This window comes from Inquilinus sp. (genome assembly GCF_039594555.1).
Lineage (GTDB): Bacteria > Pseudomonadota > Alphaproteobacteria > DSM-16000 > Inquilinaceae > Inquilinus.
In genome coordinates this window covers 1-15,924 of the sequence record NZ_JBCNNF010000139.1, presented here as the reverse complement: position 1 = coordinate 15,924, position 15,924 = coordinate 1, and the positions used below count along the sequence as shown (strand labels likewise).

Below are 15,924 nucleotides of genomic sequence, written 5' to 3'. Positions count from 1 at the left end.
GCCCAGGCCGAAGCCGCCGGCCCGGCCTGCCCGTCGACCGACATCGATGCCTTCCTCAAGGCCTTCATCGACGATGTCGCCGTACAGCGCGCCTTCACCGCACAGCCGCTGCGGGACCAGTATGTCGACGCCACCGCGGACCCCGAGCCGCGCCCCGTGACCCAAATGCTGTCCGAGCCCGCGCTGACCTTCCCGGTGATCCCGACCCGCAGTGAACGAGCCACGCTGGGCCTGGAGGCACGATGGCTCGAGCGCGGCGAGACGCGGGCCGTGCTGCGGCTGGCGAAGCCGGACAGCGACCTGCAGCTCACCTACACCTTCGACAGGCAGGCCTGCTGGCGCCTCGTCGAACGGGTCGACGACTCGCTCTGATCCCCGGTCAGTCGCGGAAGATCGTCTGCAGGAAATCGGCCAGCGAGGGGCGCCACACCGCCATCTCGTGATAGAGGCCGGGATATTCCTTGTAGTCGTAGCGGATGCCGGCGGCGTCGAGGTCCTTCCGCAGCCCGGCGATGTCCTTGCCGGTGATGGTGTCGTCGCTGCCCACCGTGACGGTGAAGCCGCGCAGGCTGGCATTGACCTTGGCCGGGTCGGCGAGCGCTTTGGCGATGCCGGCGTCCGGCACCGTGGTCTGCGACACGCCGCTGAAGGTCGCCAGCCAGGCGAAGGTGCCGAGATGGCCGAGGCCGGACACCAGCGCCTGGTAGCCGCCCTGCGACAGGCCGGCCAGCGCCCGCCCGGCCGCGTCGGTGCGCACCCGATAATGCGCCTCCATGTACGGGATGATGTCCTCGATCAGCTCGCGGTCGGCCGCGGCGGCGTTCGCCGGATAGAAGGTCTGGCGCCGGGTCGCGCCCGGGAAATCCTCCGCCACCGCCGCCGGGATATCGGTCTCCGTGTCCGGGATCACCACGATCATCGGCACGATCTTCTTCTCGGCCAGGAGATTGTCGAGGATCTGCGGCGCCCGGCCCTGGGTGACCCAGGACCACACCGTGTCGCCGAAGCCGTGATAGAGGTACAGCACCGGCAGCGGCGCCGATCCGTCGCCATAGCCCGGCGGCGTCCACACCAGCATCTGCCGTTCGGACCCCAGCGCCCGGCTCGACAGGGTCACGACCCTCAGGTCGCCATGCGGCACCGGCCTGGTGTCGACGATGCTGCCCGGCACCAGGATCAGGCTGGTGTTGACTTGGCGCTGCGGCTTCGGCCCGGCGGTGCCGGTGTCCGTGGCGCGGAAGCCGTCGACGCTGAAGTAGTACTCGTAGAGATCGGGTTCGACCGGGCCGACCGCGACGCTCCAGACGCCGCGCCCGTCCTTGGTCATCGGCGTCGCCTTGACCTTGGCGGGGTCCATCGAGCCGAACACGACCGAGACGGCCTTCGCCTCCGGCGCGAACAGCCGGAAGGTGATGCGGCGGTCGGCCTCGACCCGGGTGACGAAGTCGCGCAGCGGCTGGTCGGTCGGCGGCAGGGCGGGGATGCCGGGGTCCGCCGCCATCGACGGCGCACCGCCCAACGCCAGGACAAGAACGGCGATCGATGACGAGATCCTGCGCATGGCGTTCCTCCCGAGTCTCTGGGCAGGAATTATGCCCTACAAACGAGGAGATCCAATCCGGTCACTCCCGGAAGATCACCTGCAGGAAGTCGATCAGGGACGGCCGCCACACCGCCATCTCATGCGCCAGGCCCGGGTACTCGGTGTAGCGGTACCGGATGCCGGCCGCATCCAGAGCCCGGCGCAGGCCGTGCGCATCCTCCCCGGTCACTGTATCCTCCGACCCGAGCGTGACGCTGAAGTCGCGCAGCGTCGCGTTGACCCGGTCCGGATCGGCCAGTGCCCGGGTGATGCCGTCATGCGGCACCGTCGCCTGCGACACGCCGCTGAACGTTGCCAGCCAGCCGAAGGTACCGAGATGGCCGAGGCCGGAGACCAGCGCCTGATAGCCGCCCTGCGACAGGCCGGCGATCGCCCGCCCCGCCGCATCCATGCGCACCCGGTAATTCGCCTCCAGATGCGGGAGGATGTCCTGCATCAGCTCCCGGTCCACGGCGGCAGCGTTGGGCGGGTAGAAGTCGCGGCGGCGGGTCTCGTCCGGGAACTCCTCCGGGATCACGCCCGGGACGTCGGCCTCGGTCCCGGCGAAGACCACGACCATCGGCGTGATCCGGCCCTCGGCCAGCAGGTTGTCGAGGATCTGCGGCGCCCGGCCCTGCAGCACCCAGGACCACACCGTGTCGCCATAGCCGTGATAAAGCACCAGCACGGGCAGCGGCGCCGAGCCGTCGCCATAGCGCGGCGGGGTCCAGACCAGGAGCTGCCGCTCCAGCCCCAGCGCCGTGCTGTGCCGGGTCACCACCCGCAGGTCGCCATGCGGCACCGGCCGGGTGTCGAGGATGCTGCCCGGCACCAGGATCAGGCTGGCATTGACCTGGCGCTGCGGCTTCGGCGTCGCCGTGCCGGTGTCGGGCGCGGCGAAGCCGTCGACGTCGAAGCCGTATTCGTAGAGGCCGGGATCGAGCGGGCCCAGCACCGCCTCCCACATGCCCTCGCCGTTGCGGGCCAGCGGCACGGAGCCGAGCGGGTGGAAGTTGACGGTCACCGACCGGGCAGCCGGCGCCACCAGCCGGACGGTGACGCGCCGATCAGGCCCGACCCGGGTCAGCCGGTCGCGCGGCAGCCCGGCCGGCTCACTCACCGGAGATCATCTTGAAGATTCCTGAAAAATCAGTGTCTTGTTCGCCATCGTTCACAAACAGGGTGTAGAGCGAGGCCGCCGCGGCGCCGAGCGGCGTGGCGGCACCGGCCGCCTGGGCCGCGGCCTGAGAGAGGCGCAGATCCTTCAGCATCATCGCCGCGGTGAAGCCGGGCTTGTAGTCGCGGTTCGCCGGCGAGGTCGGCACCGGCCCCGGCACCGGGCAATAGGTGGTCAGCGACCAGCACTGGCCGGAGCTCTTCGACGACACGTCGAACAGCTTCTGCCGCTCCAGCCCCAGCTTGTCGGCCAAGGCGAAGGCCTCCGACACCGCGATCATCGAGATGCCGAGGACCATGTTGTTGCAGATCTTGGCCGCCTGGCCGGTGCCGGGGCCGCCGGTATGGATGACTGCCTTGCCCATCGCCTGCAGCACCGGCTCGGCCCGGTGGAAAGCCTCGTCCGGCCCGCCGACCATGAAGGTCAGAGTGCCGGCCGCGGCACCGCCGGTGCCGCCCGAGACCGGGGCGTCGACCATGTCGAAGCCGCGCGACGCCGCCTCCTTCGCGATCAGCCGGGCGCTGTCGACATCGATGGTCGAGCAGTCGATCAGCAGCGCCCCGGCCGGCGCGCCGGCGCAGACGCCCTGGTCGCCGAGATAGGCCTCGCGGGCGTGGCCGCCGGTCGGCAGCATGCTGATCACCACCTGGGCGTCGTCGACCGCGGCGGCGATCGACGGCTTGGCGGCAATGCCCTCCTTCGCCACGGCCTCGCGCACCGCATCCACTGGGTCGAAGCCGGTCACCTGGTGCCCGGCCTTGACCAGGTTCAGCGCCATCGGCCGGCCCATATGGCCGAGCCCGAGAAAGGCGATACGCAGCGACATGGGGGCCTCCTCAACCAGGCGTGGACCGCCTGTCCCGTCTTTGGTTCAGTCGAAGCTCAGCTCGCGGCCGGGCAGCGGCTGGAAATAGGCGGCGACGGCGGCATCGTCCACCTCGCCCAGCGTCGCAGGCCGCCATTTCGGATCGCGGGTCTTGTCGACCAGCTGCGCCCGGACGCCCTCAAAGAAGTCCGGCTTGGCCAGGAAGCGGTGGACCATGCGGTATTCCATCGCCGCCACCGCGTCGTAGATCATGGTCTTGCCCTGGCGGACCTGCCGCAGCGTCACCTTCAGGCTGGTCGGCGACCCGGCACGCATCTGCGCCGCCGCGGCCTGTGCCCATTCGCCGGGTTCGGCATCCAGGGCCGCGAGGATCTCCTCGACCGTGTCGTGGCCGAAGCAGCGGTCGATCGCCGGGCGCAGCGGCGCCAAAGTCGGGTCGCCGAGATCGGTGGCGAAGCTCTGCAGGACCGATTCCACCGCCAGCCCGCCCTGCCCGATCCATTCGGCATCGGCCAGCGCCGCGACCAGGTCGTCGACCCGGTCGGAGGCGACGTGATGCGTGCCCATCCGGCTGTACAGCATATCGGCGGCGCCGATGCGGGCCCCGGTCAGGGCCAGATAGGTGCCGACCTCGCCCGGGCAGCGCGACAGGAACCAGCCGCCGCCGATGTCCGGGAACAGGCCGATGCCGCATTCCGGCATGGCGCTCAGCGTCTTGCCGGTCGTCACACGGTGCGAGCCGTGCACCGACAGGCCGAGGCCCCCGCCCATGGTCACGCCGTCGAGCAGCGCGATCCACGGCTTGGGGAAATGATGGATGGCGTGGTTCAGCCGGTACTCGACCCAGAAGAAATCCTGGTCCCGGTCGTCGCCCGGCACGCCGGATTGCGGCCCGTGCTCATACACGGCGCGGATGTCGCCGCCGGCGCAGAAGGCGCGATCACCGGCGCCGCGCAGCACCACCGCGTGCAGGTCCGGATCCGCCGCCCACTCCGCCATCCGCGGCAGCAGCGCCCGGCACATCGCCAGCGTCAGCGCGTTCAGCGCCTTCGGCCGGTTCAGCGTCACGATGGCGATCGGTCCCTCGCGGTCGATCAGGATCTCGTCGGTCATCGCGGTCTCTTCCGGCCTCACTCGGCCAGCAGGCGGCGGGCCACGATCAGGCGCATGATCTCGTTGGTGCCTTCCAGGATCTGGTTGACGCGGACGTCGCGCAGGAAGCGCTCCACCGGATACTCCTTGATGTAGCCGTAGCCGCCATGCAGTTGCAGCGCATCGTTGCAGATCCGGAAGCCGGCGTCGGTGGCGAAGCGCTTGGCCATGGCGCAATGCTGGGTCGCGTCCGGGTCGCGCCGGTCCAGCGAATCCGCGGCGCGATGGATCATCAGCCGGGCCGCGTCCAGGTCGATCGCCATGTCGGCCAACTTGAACTGCAGCGCCTGGAATTCCGCGATCTTCCGGCCGAATTGGCTGCGCTGCAGCATGTGGCCGCGCGCCGCCTCCAGGCAGGCCCGGGCGCCGCCCAGCGAGCAGGCGCCGATATTGACCCGGCCGCCGTCCAGCCCCTTCATCGCGAAGGTGAAGCCCTGCCCTTCCTCGCCCAGCCGGTTGGCGACCGGCACGCGGCAATCCTCGAAGATCACCATGGTGGTGACCTGGCTGTTCCAGCCCAGCTTCTTCTCCTTCTTGCCGAAGGACAGGCCGGGCGTGCCCTTCTCGACCAGGATGGCCGAGATGCCCTTCGGCCCCGCCTCCCCGGTCCGCGCCATCACGACATAGATGTCGGAGGTCGAACCGCCGGAGATGAAGGCCTTGGTGCCGTTCAGCACATAATGGTCGCCGTCGCGCACTGCCCTGGTGCGCAGCGACGCGGCGTCGGAGCCGGAGCCTGGCTCGGTCAGGCAGTAGCTGGCGAAGCGCTCCATCGTCATCATCGACGGCAGGAAGCGCGCCTTCAGCTCCTCCGACCCGAAGCTGTCGATCATCCAGCCGACCATGTTGTGGATCGAGACATAGGCGGCGGTGGAGACGCAGGCGGCCGCCAGCTCCTCGAACACGATCGCGGCGTCGCGCCGGGTCAGGCCGCTGCCGCCATGCGCCTCGCCGCAATAGATGCCGGCGAAGCCCAACGCGGCAGCCTGGCGCAGCGTGTCGACCGGGAAGATCTGCTCTTCGTCCCAGCGGGCGGCATGGGGCGCCATCTGCTCCGCGGCGAAGGCGCGCGCGGCATCACGGATGGCTTCCTGTTCGGCGTTCAGCGTGAAGCTCATGGAGATGAGCGTGGCCGCAACCGGGCGCCGGATCAAGTGGGCTCGTGTACGATTCTTTCGCGAACCTCATCCTGTCATCGCCGGGCTTGACCCGGCGATCCAGGGGCCGCCCGGAGCGACGTCGACATCTCTGGATGCCCGGGTCAAGCCCGGGCATGACACAGAGGGGACACGGTTTGCTATTCTCGGTCCTGACCCCGCCGGAGAGCGTCATGCCCGACTTCGCCCCCGCCCTCGCCGAAGCCCAGGCCGTGCTGGCGGCCGCCCTGGCAGAGGCCGGCCGCCGCGAGCAGCAGATAGCGGCCGTGGTGGTCGACCGCGGCGGCCACATCGTCGCGGCGACGCGGATGGACGGCGTCGGCCACCTGGTGCTGGAGATCGCCCGGCGCCGGGCCGCCGCAGCGCTGCATCTCGGCGAGCCGACCCGCGAGCCAGCCCTGCGCCTGGCCCGCGACCCGGCCGAGGCGGCGCAGCTGGCCGGGCTGGGTGAGATCCTGGTGCAGCCCGGCGGCTTCCCCTGGCGCGAGGCCGGCGCCGTGGTCGGCGCCCTCGGCGTCGCCGGCGCTGGGGCGGAGGACGACCACGCCATCGGCGACGCCGCGATCGGCGTATTCTAGGTCTCCGGCCTGCGTCGGTTTGGTCGCGACGGGTGCAGACGACCTCGGGCACGGCGCCCGCTTGCCGTCTCCCGCGCCGCCGCGCTAGCCTCCGGTCATCATCAGCACTGGACCGCGGTCGACTTCGGTCGGCAACCGGCAGCCACCGGGAGACGCGCCATGGCCGAACCAGGCGTCCACTACGCATCCTATCTGCGGCTCGACCAACTGCTCGACCTGCAGGACCGCGAAAGCGAGAAGGCCGGCCGCCCGGCGCATGACGAGATGCTGTTCATCGTCGTGCACCAGGCCTACGAACTCTGGTTCAAGCAGATCCTGTTCGAGCTCGACGCCGTGCAGGGCGTGTTCGCCGCCGACCGGGTCGACGACCGCGCCATCGGCCGCGCCAGCCGGGCGCTGCACCGCATCCATGAGATCCTGAAGCTCGGCGTGCACCAGCTCGACGTGCTCGAGACCATGACGCCGCTCGACTTCCTCGATTTCCGCGACCTGCTGCGCCCGGCCTCTGGGTTCCAGAGCGCGCAGTTCCGGCTGCTCGAGATCCGCCTGGGCCTCCGCGCCGACGACCGGCTGGCCTATGAGGGCAAGTCCTTCGAGACCCGGCTGGAATCGCCGGGGCGCGAGAAAGTGGTGGCCGCCGCCGGCCAGCCCAGCCTGTTCGAGCAGCTCGACGCCTGGCTGGCCCGCACGCCCTTCATCGAGCTCGGCGGCTACCGCTTCCGCGAGGCATACCGCCAGGCCGTGGTGGCGATGCTGGAGGGCGATATCGGCCACCTGACCGCCCATCCGACGCTGGACGAAACGGCGCGGGAGGCCGAGGTGGCGGCACTGCGCAAGGCGTTGTCGCGCTTCGACGCGCTGTTCGACGAGACCCGCCATGCCGAGGAGGCGGCGCAGGGCGCCTGGCGCATGTCCTGGCGCGCCCTGCAGGCGGCGCTGTTCATCACCCTCTACCGCGACGAGCCGGCGCTGCAGGTGCCGTTCGGCCTGCTGAGCCTGCTGATGGACATCGACGAGACCATGACGCTGTGGCGCTATCGCCACGCGCTGATGGTGCAGCGCATGATCGGGCTGAAGACCGGCACCGGCGGCTCCTCCGGCCATGACTACCTGGCCCGCACGGCGGAGCGGCACCGGGTGTTCGGCGACCTGTTCACCCTGTCGACCTACCTGATCCCGCGCTCGGCCCTGCCGCCGCTGCCGGAGGAGATCACTCGCCGAACCGGCCTGTCCTATGGCGAGGAGGCAGGGACGTGAGCTTCAAGCCGCTGTTCTCCCGCTTCCTGGCCGCGGCGCCGGAGCGGCTGCACCTCGCCGCGCACAGCCACCACCTGTGGCCCGACGCGGTCTACGAGGCGCAGCTGCGCTATGTCGAGGACACCGCTCGCCTCGCCGACCACAAATGGGAGCTGGTGTTCGGCGACGTGGTGCCGCGGCTGCAGGCGCGCATCGCCGCGATCCTGTCCCTGCCCGACCCGGCCTCCCTCGCCTTCGCGCCGAACACGCATGAATTCGTCAAGCGCCTCTTGTCCTGCCTGCCGGCGGACCGGCCGGCCCGGGTGCTGACCACCGATTCCGAGTTCCACAGCGTCCGCCGGCAACTGGCCCGGCTGGAGGAGGACGGGCTGGTCCAGGTCACCCGCGTGGCGCAGGAGCCGACGGCCGACTTCCCCGCCCGCTTCGCCGCGGCGGCCGGGGCCGACGGCCACGACCTGGTGTTCTTCAGCCAGGTGTTCTTCAACTCCGGCTATGCCGTGCCCGACCTGGCGGCGCTGGTGGCGGCAGTGCCGGATCCCGAGACGCTGGTCGCCGTCGACGGCTATCACGGCTTCATGGCACTGCCGACCGACCTGTCGGCGATCGCCAGCCGCGCCTTCTACATCGCCGGCGGCTACAAATACGCCATGGCCGGCGAGGGCGCCTGCTTCCTGCATGTGCCGCCCGGCTACGGCCCGCGGCCGCGCGACACCGGCTGGTACGCCGCCTTCGGCGCGCTGGCCGGGGCGCAGGACGGGCGCGTGCCCTATGGCGTCGACGGCAGCCGCTTCCTCGGCTCGACCTTCGACCCCTCCGGCCTCTACCGCCTGCTCGCCGTGCTCGACCTGCTGGACGCGCAAGGCATCGGCGTGCCGGCGATCCACGCCCATGTGCTGGCGCTGCAGCAGGCCTTCGCCGGGGCGCTAGACCAGGCCGGGGTGCCGGACCTCGCCCGCGGCCGGCTGCTGGTGCCGATGGACACGCCGGTCCGCGGCCATTTCCTGACCTACCGCACCGACAAAGCCGGCACGATCGACGACCGGCTGCGGGCGGCCGGCATCGTCGTCGACCATCGCGACGACCGGCTGCGCTTCGGCTTCGGCCTGTATCACGACCTGGCGGAGATGCCGGCGATGGCCGGGCGGGTGCTGCAGGCGCTGCGATGATCAGGCCGGAGACGCCGATCAAGGCCACCGGCCTGATCCTGGTCGGCTTCGCCATGGTCTACGCCGCCTTCGCCGGCGTGCATGACGGGGCGCCGGAGCGGACCGGGCTGATCTTCCAGGAATGGGGCGCCGACGGGATCTTCTGGAGCTACCTCGCCGCGGCCGGCCTCTCGATCCTGATCGGCGGCTGGTGGCTCTCGCGCTGGGCCCGGCAGCTCCGGCACGTGATGGCCTCGGCGGCACGTCCGCTCTGGGCCGGGCGCGTCGCCCTGGCGCTGTGCGCGCTACTGATCCTGGCCGGCGCCGCCTTCCTGCTGTCCCGGCTGGCGACGCTCGGCCTGTGATGCGTGAGGACTGGTCGAGACCCTATCCGGCGGCGGTCCTCAGCCCGGACCAAACGTCGGTGCTGGTCCGGTCCCTGCCCGGCCGGCCGGCGGTGCTGCGGGTGACCGAGCTGCCGGGCGGCCTGGCCAACACCAATCTCCGCCTCGACCTCGACGGTCCACCGCCGGTGGTGCTGCGGCTGTACCAGCGCGATCCGGCCCAGGCGGCGAAGGAACGGGCGATCCACGCGCTGGCCACCCAGCGCGGGATCCCCGCCCCTCGCCTGCTGGGCGGCGGTGACGATCCGGCGACCGGCCTGCCCTTCGCCCTGCTGGACTGGATCGAGGGGCAGCGGCTGGACGAGGCCGCCCGTGGGCTGGACGATGCAGAACTGCCGCCCCTCCCCCGGGCCGTCGGCGCGGCGCTGGCGGCGATCCATGCGGTGACCTTCGACCGCAGCGGCTTCCTCGACGCGTCGCTGACGATGGCCCAGCCGGTCGATATCGGCTCCACCGGGCTGATCTGGTTCTTGCGCCACGCCCTGGTCGACGGGCCCGGCGGCGACCGGCTGGGCCGCGACCTGGCCGAACGTCTGGTCGCCTTCGCCGAGCGCGAGGCCGGGCTGCTCGACCGCTGGCCCGGCCCGCCCTGCCTGACCCATTCCGATTTCGGCGGCACCAACATCCTGGTCCGCCGGGAGCCGGGCGGCTGGGCCGTGGCCGCCGTGCTGGACTGGGAGTTCGCCTTCGCCGGCAGCCCGTTCTTCGATCTCGGCAACCTGCTGCGGCCGCCGCTCGGCTCCCGGCCCGGCGTCGCCGAGGCCGTCGCCGCCGGCTACCGCGCGGCGGGTGGCGCGCTGCCGGCGGAGTGGCGCCGGATGGCGGCGCTGGCCGACCTGTTCAGCTGGGCCGAATTCCTGACCCGCCCGGCCGTCTCCGACGCGGTGGTCGCCACGGCCCGACAGCGGATCGCGGAGATGATGGTGCTCTGGGACTAAAGCGGAATGAGTTTACGTCAAATCGCGGCAAGGCCGTAACGCGTTGCCTCTCTCGCCAGGCGGGAGAGGCAACACGAGAAGACGCCGGCATTCCCGAGGCCTACGTCCGATCCCGCTGCCGCAGCAGGAAGTCGCGCATCGCCGGGTCCTCGCACAGGCCGATGGCGCGCTCATAGGCCGCGTCCGCCGGCCGGCGGAGCCGGCGCAGCAGATGCGCCGCCAGGGCCCAGTAGGGCTGATAGCTTGCCACGGTCTCGGCCGGGATCGCCTGCAGCAGCGCCCAGCCGGCCGCGGCATCGCGTGCCTCGGCCACGGCGGCGGCCTGGCCGACCCGGGCGCCGATCGTGGGCGCCAACCGCACCAGCCCCTCATACAGCAGCACGATCGCCTCCCAGTCGGTGCGGCCGGTCCGGGCCCGCTGGGCGTGGACCGACTGGATCGCCGCCTCCAGCTGGAACCGCCCGAAGCGCCGGTCCTGGGCGGCGGCCGACAGGATCCGTTCCGCCTCCCCGATCATCGGCGCCGACCATCGCGCGGTATCCTGTTCCGACAGCGGGATGTAGGCGCCGTCCGGGCCGCGCCGCGCCTCGCGCCGCGCCTCGCAATGCAGCATCAGCGCCAGCAGCCCCTCGACCTCCGGCTCGGCCGGCAGCAGCGGCCGCAGCATCCGGCCGAGATCGATCGCCTCCATGGCCAGCCCCTTGCGGCGCGGATCGGCGCCGGCGACGTCGTCCCAGCCGCTGCCATAGGCGGCGTAGACCGCCTGCAGCACGGCATCGAGGCGCGGCGGCAGCTCCTTCGCCTCCGGCAGCTCGAAGCCGATGCCGGCGTCGCGGATCTTGACCTTGGCGCGCGACAGCCGCTGCCCCATGGCGGCGGGGCTGACCAGGAAAGCCGAGGCGATGCGCGCGGCGTCGAGGCCCAGCACGGTCTGCAGCATCAGCGGGGTATGGATCGCCGGGTCGATCGCCGGATGGGCGCAGACGAAGAGCAGCTTCAGCCGCTCGTCCGGGAAGCGGTCGGCCTCGGCCAGCGCCTCGGCCTCCTCCGCCACGATGCGGAGATCGGGCACCACCTCGGCCCGGACCTGGAAATGCCGGGCGCGGTCGATCAGCCGCCGCCGCGCCGCGGTCAGCAGCCAGGCCTCCGGCCGGTCCGGCACGCCGTCGCGCGGCCAAGTCTCCAGCGCCGCGCGGAAGGCATCGGCCAGCGCGTCCTCCGCCGCCGCGATGTCGCGCGACCGGGCCGCGAGAAAGGTCACCAGCCGGCCGTAGGAGTCACGCGCCGCCCGCTCGACCGCGCGGCGCGTGTCCATGCTCACTGCTGCGGCTTCGGCGGCGCCACCGGCCGCACCTCGACCCCGCCGCCCGTGCCACCCGGATAGCGCGCGGCCCAGTCGAGCGCCACGTCCAGGTTCGGCACCTCGATGATGAAGAAGCCGGCCAGCTGCTCCTTGGTGTCGGCGAAGGGGCCGTCCTGCACCTGCCGCCCGCCGCCGCTGATGCGGATCGAGGTGGCGGTGGCGGGCGGCTCCAGCCCGGCGCCGGCGACCACGATGCCGGCCTCCTTCAGCGCCGTCATATAGGGCATGAAGGCGGCCCAGAAGGCGGCGTGCTTTTCCGGGTCGCGCCGGTTGGCGAACTCCTCGGGGGTCTGCTGGAACAGCAGGGCGTACTGCATTGTCGTCTCCATCGCATGGGGTCGAGCGCGTCTCGCTCACCCCAATGACGGGCCGGCGGAAGGCCGTTCGACATCGTCCCCGAAAAAACTTCGGGCGGCTACACCCGCCGGCGGCGCGACTTGGCGAAGGTGTCGAAGGCGACGGCCAGGACGATGATCACGCCGATGATGATCTGCTGGATGTAGGAGGAGACGTTCAGCAGCACGAGGCCGTTCAGCAGCACGCCGATCAGCACGGTGCCGATCACCGTGCCGAAGATCGTGCCGATGCCGCCGAACAGGCTGGTGCCGCCGATCACCACCGAGGCGATGACGGTCAGCTCATAGCCCTGCCCCGCCACCGCCTCGGCCGAGTTCAGCCGGGCCGACAGCACGAAGGCGCCGAGCCCGACGAAGAAGCCCATGATGATGTAGACGCTGAGCAGCACCCGCCGCACCTTCAGCCCGGACAGGCGCGCCGCCTCCGGGTTGCCGCCGACGGCGTAGACTTGGCGGCCGAAGCGGCTGTAGCGCAGCACCAGATGGGCCAGCACGGCGAAGCCCAGGAACACCAGCACCGGCACCGGGATCTCCAGCAGCTTGCCCTGGCCCCAATAGCGGAAATCGGCGTCGAAGCCGCTGATCGGCCCGCCGCCGGACAGCAGCAGCGCGGCGCCGCGGAAGGCCGACATGCCGCCCAGCGTGACCACGAAGGGCGGCACCTTCAGCCGGGTGATGCCGAAGCCCTGGATCGCCCCCGCGGCCATGCCGAGCAGGATCGAGACCAGCGCGGCGGCGCCCCAGCCCCAGCCCTGCGCCTCCTCGCTGCCGAGCGCGAAGTTGCCGGTAGCGCTGCCCTTGGCCACGATCGCGGCGGCCAGGCCGCAGAAGGCCAGCACGGCGCCGATCGACAGGTCGATGCCGGCGGTCAGGATGACGAAGGTCATGCCGATCGCCAGCAGCCCGTAGATCGAGACCTGGCGCAGCACGTTCAGCAGGTTGACGGTGGAGATGAAGCGCGGCTCGGCGATGGCGAAGCCGGCCATCAGCACCACCAGGAAGATCAGCGGCGCGAACCGCGCCAGAAGCCCGAACAGGTCGAAGCCGCCGCGGTCCGGAAGTGTCGTGCCCTGCGCCATCTCGGTCTTTCCTATGCCGCCCGGCGGCGCGTCATCAGCCGCATCAGCGTTTCCTCGTCGGCCTCGGCCCGGCCGAGCTCGCCGGTGATCCGGCCCTCGCACATGGTGACGATGCGGTCGCTGATCGCCAGCACCTCCGGCAGCTCGGAGGAGATGGCGATGACCGCGATGCCCTCGCGCGCCAGCCGGCCCAGCAGCTGGTGCACCTCGGCCTTGGCGGCAACATCGATGCCGCGGGTCGGCTCGTCGACGATCAGCACCTTCGGCCGCAGCGCCAGCCAGCGCGCCAGCACCACCTTCTGCTGGTTGCCGCCGGACAGGTTGGCGATCTGCTGCTCCGGCCCCGCCATGCGGATGCCGAGCGCCCGCCGATACTCCTCGACCAGCCCCCGCTCCCGGCTGTCGGACACGTAGCCGAACAGCCCCGCCAGCTTGCCCAGGGCGGCAATGGCGAGGTTGCTGCGGATTGCCAGCGACAGGAACAGCGCCTGCTGCTTGCGATCCTCCGGCACCAGGCCGATGCCGTGGCGGATGGCGTCGGCGGGGCTGCGGATCTCGACCGGCTTGTCCTCGACCAGCACGCGGCCGCCGGTGCGGGCATCGGCGCCGAAAATGGCGCGGGCCAGCTCGGTCCGCCCGGCGCCGACCAGCCCGGCGATGCCCAGGATCTCGCCACGCCGGACCGAAAGCGACACGTCGTGCAGCACCGTGGCGTGCGGGTTCAGCGCGCTGCGCTCGGTGGCGATGCCCTCGGCCCGCAGCGCCGGCGGGCCCGCCTGGGCGGCGGTGCCCTCGATCCGGGCCAGGGCGCCGAGATCACGGCCGACCATCATGCGGATGATGTCGTCGACGGTGATGTCGGCGACATTCGCGCCGCCGGCCGGCCGGCCGTCGCGCAGCACCGTGATCCGGTCGCACACCGCCATCACCTCGTCGAGGCGATGGGTGACGTAGATCACGGCGATGCCCTGGCCGCGCAGCGTGCGGATGATCGCCATCAGCCGGTCGACCTCGGTGGCGCTGAGCGCCGAGGTCGGCTCGTCCATCACGATCAGCCGCGATTCCATCGACAAGGCGCGGGCGATCTCGACCATCTGCTGCTCGGCGACGCTGAGATCGCGCACCAGCCGGCGCGGGTCGATGGCCAGGCCGATCCGGTCCAGCGCCGCCTTGGCCGCCCGGTGCATCGCGCTCCAGTCGACCAGCCCGGCCCGCCCCGGCTCGCGCCCGATCAGGATGTTCTCCCCCACCGTCAGGCTCGGGATCAGGTTGAACTCCTGATAGATCGTGACGATGCCGCGCCGCTGCGCCTCATAGGGTGCGGCGAAGCTCACCGTCTCGCCGGCGAAAACGATGCCGCCGCCATCCGGCGCCTGCGCCCCGGACAGGATCTTCAGCAGCGTCGACTTGCCGGCGCCGTTCTCGCCCAGCAGGCCGTGCACCTCGCCGGCCGCGACCTCCAGCCCAACGCCGTCCAGGGCGACGACGCCCGGGAAGCGCTTGGTGATCGCGGTCATGCGCAGCAGCGGTTCAGTCATGATGTCTCCGACGCGCGGGATCGGTCGGGTCCGCGTCACCGCGGACCCGACGGGCCGGCTACTTCACCTCGGCGATGCGCTCGGCCTTGTCGAGATTGGCCTTGGTGATGGCGATCGGCGTCAGCAGGATCAGCGACGGATCCGGCTTCTTCTCGGTCTTCAGATAGTCGACCAGCACCTCGACGGCCTTGCGGCTCTGGCCGCCCGGGAACTGCTCGATCGTGCCGGCCAGGCCGCCGTCGCGGATGCTGCCCAGCGCCTCGGGCAGCGCGTCGAAGCCGATGATCTTGATCTTGTCCTGCAGGTTGCGGCCGCGCACCGCCTCCAGCGCGCCGAGCGCCATGTCGTCATTGGCGGAGACGATGACGTCGGGCGGCGTCTGCAGCCCGGCCAGGATCGTCTCGGTCACGCTCAAGCCCTGGTCGCGGGCGAAGTTGGCGGTCTGCTCCGCCACGAATTTGTACTTGTCCTTGTGCGCGTCCAAGACGTTATGCAGGCCCTTGTTGCGGTCGATCGCCGGGCTGGCGCCCGGCTGGCCCTGCAGGTTCACAATGGTGGCGCCGTTCGGATAGCTCTCCATCAGCCACTTCGCCTGGGCCTCGCCGCCCAGCACGTTGTCGGCGCCGACATGGGCCAGGATGCCGTCGACCCCGGTGACGCGGCGGTCGATGGTGACGACCGGTACCCCGGCCTCCACAGCCTCGCTCAGCACCGGCGCCATGGCGTTGACGTCGATCGGGCTGATGACGATGCCGTCGACCTTCTGCACCAGCGCCGCCTCGACATCGGCGGTCTGCTTCGGCGCGCTGTTCTGGCCGTCGGATTCGACCGAGGCCACGCCCAGCTTCTGCGCCTCGGCCTTCAACTCGTTCATCATGTGGACGAAGAACGGGAAGCCCAGGCTGGGCACCGATGTCAGGATGGTCTTCTTGTCCTGAGCCGCCGCCGGCAGGGCCACAGCCACGGCCAGGACCGCACCCAGCAGGGCGCGCTGCAACGAACCAGTCATGAGCACTCCTCCACGGCGATTTGGCTGCCAGGGGCGGTGCCGCGCCGCGATCCCCGACTCTTTGTTCAGCATGAATTGTCGGATGATTATTCGGCCACTGTCAACGGAGGGCTCGAACGGCAGCAGGCTTGAATCGGCCGGGCCGGATGGCCGATAAGCAGGGCAACGGATCTGGCGGAACGAGACGGTTCATGGCGAAGGCGAAAACGGTCGAGCGGGCGGCGGCGAAAGCCGGCAGCCAGGCGATGGTGCCGGTGGTGCTGTCGGGCGGGTCGGGGACGCGGCTGTGGCCGCTGTCGCGGGCCGGCTATCCCAAGCAGTTCCTGCCGCTGGTCTCGGGCCAGACGATGATCCAGGAGACCG

At 71.0% G+C, this 15,924-nt stretch carries 17 protein-coding genes; 7 read left to right on the top strand and 10 right to left on the bottom strand.

Annotated elements, in window-relative coordinates:
* Positions 1–372 (top strand): hypothetical protein (locus ABDW35_RS16475; protein WP_343714967.1); only part of this gene is annotated, 372 nt, incomplete at its 5' end.
* A 7-nt stretch (positions 373–379) separates the two neighbouring features.
* On the opposite strand, the gene ABDW35_RS16470 is transcribed toward ABDW35_RS16475, so the two are convergent.
* The 5 genes from ABDW35_RS16470 to ABDW35_RS16450 all read right to left on the bottom strand — a co-directional run bounded on the left by ABDW35_RS16470 (position 380) and on the right by ABDW35_RS16450 (position 5,855).
* On the bottom strand, positions 380–1,561 hold the full coding sequence (locus tag ABDW35_RS16470) for an alpha/beta hydrolase-fold protein (protein ID WP_343714966.1): 1,182 nt from the start codon (positions 1,559–1,561) through the stop codon (positions 380–382).
* A 61-nt stretch (positions 1,562–1,622) separates the two neighbouring features.
* Positions 1,623–2,702, bottom strand: coding sequence for an alpha/beta hydrolase-fold protein (locus tag ABDW35_RS16465; RefSeq protein WP_343714965.1), 1,080 nt, complete (start codon positions 2,700–2,702; stop codon positions 1,623–1,625).
* A complete protein-coding gene (gene mmsB / locus ABDW35_RS16460; RefSeq protein WP_343714964.1) occupies positions 2,695–3,585 on the bottom strand; it encodes a 3-hydroxyisobutyrate dehydrogenase in 891 nt (296 codons plus the stop codon). The genes ABDW35_RS16465 and mmsB overlap by 8 nt, the downstream gene beginning before the upstream one ends.
* A 45-nt stretch (positions 3,586–3,630) precedes the next feature.
* Positions 3,631–4,698 carry an enoyl-CoA hydratase/isomerase family protein gene (locus ABDW35_RS16455; protein ID WP_343714963.1) on the bottom strand — a complete coding sequence of 356 codons (1,068 nt, stop codon included), beginning with the start codon at positions 4,696–4,698 and terminating at the stop codon, positions 3,631–3,633.
* A gap of 17 nt (positions 4,699–4,715) precedes the next feature.
* A complete protein-coding gene (locus tag ABDW35_RS16450) occupies positions 4,716–5,855 on the bottom strand; it encodes an acyl-CoA dehydrogenase family protein (RefSeq protein ID WP_343714962.1) in 1,140 nt (379 codons plus the stop codon).
* A 212-nt stretch (positions 5,856–6,067) separates the two neighbouring features.
* Between ABDW35_RS16450 and ABDW35_RS16445 the strand changes: the two genes are divergently transcribed.
* Genes ABDW35_RS16445 through ABDW35_RS16425 form a run of 5 tightly spaced genes read left to right on the top strand, consistent with a single transcriptional unit; the run spans position 6,068 to position 10,216 of the window.
* Positions 6,068–6,472 carry a heme-binding protein gene (locus ABDW35_RS16445; RefSeq protein WP_343714961.1) on the top strand — a complete coding sequence of 135 codons (405 nt, stop codon included), beginning with the start codon at positions 6,068–6,070 and terminating at the stop codon, positions 6,470–6,472.
* Positions 6,473–6,481: 9 nt separating this feature from the next.
* Positions 6,482–7,729 carry a tryptophan 2,3-dioxygenase family protein gene (locus tag ABDW35_RS16440; RefSeq protein ID WP_343714969.1) on the top strand — a complete coding sequence of 416 codons (1,248 nt, stop codon included), beginning with the start codon at positions 6,482–6,484 and terminating at the stop codon, positions 7,727–7,729.
* Entirely contained in the window at positions 7,726–8,895 is a 1,170-nt protein-coding gene (locus ABDW35_RS16435; protein WP_343714960.1) for a hypothetical protein, read from the top strand. The genes ABDW35_RS16440 and ABDW35_RS16435 overlap by 4 nt, the downstream gene beginning before the upstream one ends.
* Positions 8,892–9,239: a hypothetical protein gene (locus tag ABDW35_RS16430; protein WP_343714959.1), complete on the top strand. Its 348-nt coding sequence runs from the start codon at positions 8,892–8,894 to the stop codon at positions 9,237–9,239. Before ABDW35_RS16435 ends, ABDW35_RS16430 begins: the two co-directional genes overlap by 4 nt.
* Positions 9,240–9,298: 59 nt before the next feature.
* Positions 9,299–10,216 carry a phosphotransferase gene (locus ABDW35_RS16425; RefSeq protein ID WP_343714958.1) on the top strand — a complete coding sequence of 306 codons (918 nt, stop codon included), beginning with the start codon at positions 9,299–9,301 and terminating at the stop codon, positions 10,214–10,216.
* A 100-nt stretch (positions 10,217–10,316) separates the two neighbouring features.
* On the opposite strand, the gene ABDW35_RS16420 is transcribed toward ABDW35_RS16425, so the two are convergent.
* From ABDW35_RS16420 to ABDW35_RS16400, 5 genes are all read right to left on the bottom strand, one after another.
* The gene (locus ABDW35_RS16420) at positions 10,317–11,531 is read right to left on the bottom strand and encodes a DUF6596 domain-containing protein (RefSeq protein WP_343714957.1); all 1,215 of its coding nucleotides are present in this window, start codon (positions 11,529–11,531) and stop codon (positions 10,317–10,319) included.
* Between the two features lie 2 nt (positions 11,532–11,533).
* Entirely contained in the window at positions 11,534–11,896 is a 363-nt protein-coding gene (locus ABDW35_RS16415) for a YciI family protein (RefSeq protein ID WP_343714956.1), read from the bottom strand.
* A 98-nt stretch (positions 11,897–11,994) separates the two neighbouring features.
* Complete coding sequence (locus ABDW35_RS16410; RefSeq protein WP_343714955.1) at positions 11,995–13,014, bottom strand: ABC transporter permease; 1,020 nt, start codon at positions 13,012–13,014, stop codon at positions 11,995–11,997.
* A gap of 11 nt (positions 13,015–13,025) precedes the next feature.
* Positions 13,026–14,552 (bottom strand): sugar ABC transporter ATP-binding protein, encoded by a 1,527-nt coding sequence (locus ABDW35_RS16405; RefSeq protein ID WP_343714954.1) that lies wholly within the window; start codon positions 14,550–14,552, stop codon positions 13,026–13,028.
* Positions 14,553–14,610: 58 nt separating this feature from the next.
* Entirely contained in the window at positions 14,611–15,561 is a 951-nt protein-coding gene (locus ABDW35_RS16400; protein WP_343714953.1) for a substrate-binding domain-containing protein, read from the bottom strand.
* A 191-nt stretch (positions 15,562–15,752) separates the two neighbouring features.
* On the opposite strand from ABDW35_RS16400, the gene ABDW35_RS16395 reads away from it, so the two are divergent.
* Positions 15,753–15,924 (top strand): sugar phosphate nucleotidyltransferase (locus tag ABDW35_RS16395; protein WP_343714968.1); only part of this gene is annotated, 172 nt, incomplete at its 3' end.

Excerpts from the sequence above, each read along its gene's own strand:
- ABDW35_RS16415 (WP_343714956.1), bottom strand. The coding sequence starts at position 11,896 with ATGCAGTACGCCCTGCTGTTCCAGCAGACCCCCGAGGAGTTCGCCAAC.
- ABDW35_RS16420 (WP_343714957.1), bottom strand. The coding sequence starts at position 11,531 with ATGGACACGCGCCGCGCGGTCGAGCGGGCGGCGCGTGACTCCTACGGC.
- mmsB (WP_343714964.1), bottom strand. The coding sequence starts at position 3,585 with ATGTCGCTGCGTATCGCCTTTCTCGGGCTCGGCCATATGGGCCGGCCG.
- ABDW35_RS16400 (WP_343714953.1), bottom strand. The coding sequence starts at position 15,561 with ATGACTGGTTCGTTGCAGCGCGCCCTGCTGGGTGCGGTCCTGGCCGTG.
- ABDW35_RS16405 (WP_343714954.1), bottom strand. The coding sequence starts at position 14,552 with ATGACTGAACCGCTGCTGCGCATGACCGCGATCACCAAGCGCTTCCCG.
- ABDW35_RS16455 (WP_343714963.1), bottom strand. The coding sequence starts at position 4,698 with ATGACCGACGAGATCCTGATCGACCGCGAGGGACCGATCGCCATCGTG.
- ABDW35_RS16450 (WP_343714962.1), bottom strand. The coding sequence starts at position 5,855 with ATGAGCTTCACGCTGAACGCCGAACAGGAAGCCATCCGTGATGCCGCG.
- ABDW35_RS16470 (WP_343714966.1), bottom strand. The coding sequence starts at position 1,561 with ATGCGCAGGATCTCGTCATCGATCGCCGTTCTTGTCCTGGCGTTGGGC.
- ABDW35_RS16430 (WP_343714959.1), top strand. The coding sequence starts at position 8,892 with ATGATCAGGCCGGAGACGCCGATCAAGGCCACCGGCCTGATCCTGGTC.
- ABDW35_RS16410 (WP_343714955.1), bottom strand. The coding sequence starts at position 13,014 with ATGGCGCAGGGCACGACACTTCCGGACCGCGGCGGCTTCGACCTGTTC.
- ABDW35_RS16445 (WP_343714961.1), top strand. The coding sequence starts at position 6,068 with ATGCCCGACTTCGCCCCCGCCCTCGCCGAAGCCCAGGCCGTGCTGGCG.